At 57.8% G+C, this 1,854-nt stretch carries 1 protein-coding gene; it reads left to right on the top strand.

Going from position 1 to position 1,854, the window contains the following annotated elements:
• Nucleotides 1–1,854: hypothetical protein (locus ACO6V1_RS23745; protein WP_422469038.1), on the top strand; the 1,854-nt coding region annotated here is incomplete at both ends.

The following is a 1,854-nucleotide window of genomic DNA, read 5'->3' as shown; positions in this document are numbered from 1 at the left end:
AGGGCCAGACTACACCCAGAGATATCACCGATGTGCTGGCCACCGTTCGCCAGATTCTCCGTCACTGTTCCGCGACCGGCGACGACACGCCAGCGCAAGTCAACGCCCTGATCAGGCGGGCATTTATGGACAGTCTGGCCGGTGCTGTAACCACGGAATACCAGCAACGGCTGAACACCCTCAACGCCTGGTACCGGGGCCAGTTCAAGGAAGACCCGTCCCTTTTGGCGGGGGTTGACGCGAGCTTTACTGATTTTATCCAACGACTGCAGGCCGCCAACACCGATGGAGACTTCTCTGCGGAGCCTGTCCGGCAGCTGGTCTATCACTACTGGCAAAGTCTGGACAAGGATGACTCGGGACGCACCGCCATGCTGGTGGAAGGGCCGGCGGGCTGGGGCAAGGATTTTGTGCTGAACAGAACCATCCGGCTCTGGCAACAACAGCAGGAGAGGAAACAACGGACAGTACGCCCGTTTGTCCATATCAATGCCAACCCGAACCAGTGGACCTCTTTGGCAGAAAGCGTCAAGCAGGCGATGAGCCGGGGGCAACTGATCGCCATCAGTGAGCTTAACCTGATTCCCAGCCACTATGTAGAAGGGTTGCTGAATCATGTGTTGACCGGCCATGCAGCACGGGGATTTCGCCTGTTTGCCACCATCAATCCCGGCTATTTTGCCGGACGGGAAGCGCTGAGCAAGGCCCTGACGAGCCGCTGCACCCAGGTCAGGCTGGCTGCCCTTACCCCGGAAGAACTGGAAGGGCTGGTGCGGGGTTTGCCCAAGATACCTGACGGGTTGCCCAGGTGGCTGGCGGGTCACTTCCACCAACTGGCCACAGCACTGCATCAGCAGAACCGCCCGGTGCAACTGGCACTGGACGACCTGTTCAGCAGCGCCCGGCAGCTGGCCAGTCAGCGGCCTGAACATTGGCATCAGGCCTTGCGAAAACACCTGTCACTGCCCTTTCGTGCCTTGCAGACAACGCTGCCTCCGCTGAAGGAGGATACCGCACGCCTGGAACGAATCCAGCAGGAAGAACAACGGTGCCGGGACCTTGAGACCATAGCCAATAGCCTGCCCGGACTGTTGATGCCCATCACGGTAACATTCGGGCCTGTACCCCGTTGTGGTGACCGGGTAATCACGGTGACACCGGAGGCAACAGATCAGGACGTCATGACGATTGCACAAGCCATGCAGCAAGATATGGAGATCAGCGGCAATAGCGGGTCAACGGTAAACCCGCAACAAACGGGTCATTCGGCTTATCCTTGTATATTTGGCGATATTTTGGTGCCCCCCCACTACAAGGTCACCAGGTACTTCCCCAAAAACCCTTACGATGCCCGCCAATATCGTCTCTTTTTTCGGGAGACCCGTCTGGATGAAGACGGCCGGTTGCGCAACTACCCCATCGACTGGACAAATGGCACGCTAACATCGTTGCCAGGATGGCCTGATGATAACGTCTGGCGGACCAACCTTGGAGCAGATGAACTGCCCGGCAACATTGCGTTAACCCTGAATAACCAGTGGCAGCCCCTGCCTGCCATGACGCCCAAAGACCAGCTCCGGGCACTGCGCTGCACCCCGGACACCCCCATTGAGCTGGCCCGAAGCGAGCTGACAGGGCAACTGTTAATCAAAAGTAAGGCAGCCTCAGCATCACCGGTTACGGTGGACTTTATCATTGCCCCCGAGCAAGCCTATTTTACCCTGCTAAGACCGGGCGAGTGGCTGACATTACCAGAGGGATTGTGCAGTCAACGGCTTGCAGATCTGTTGGAAGTGCAGATTTTTTACCCCAAAACGAACACCTGCGAAGCCTATGCAGAGCTGCGTAACATCC

Origin of the sequence: Endozoicomonas sp. ALC013, assembly GCF_049310205.1 — a bacterium.
Taxonomy (GTDB): Bacteria; Pseudomonadota; Gammaproteobacteria; order Pseudomonadales; family Endozoicomonadaceae; genus Endozoicomonas.
Note: the sequence above shows the minus strand (reverse complement) of the source record. Positions and strands in the feature narration are given on the sequence as shown.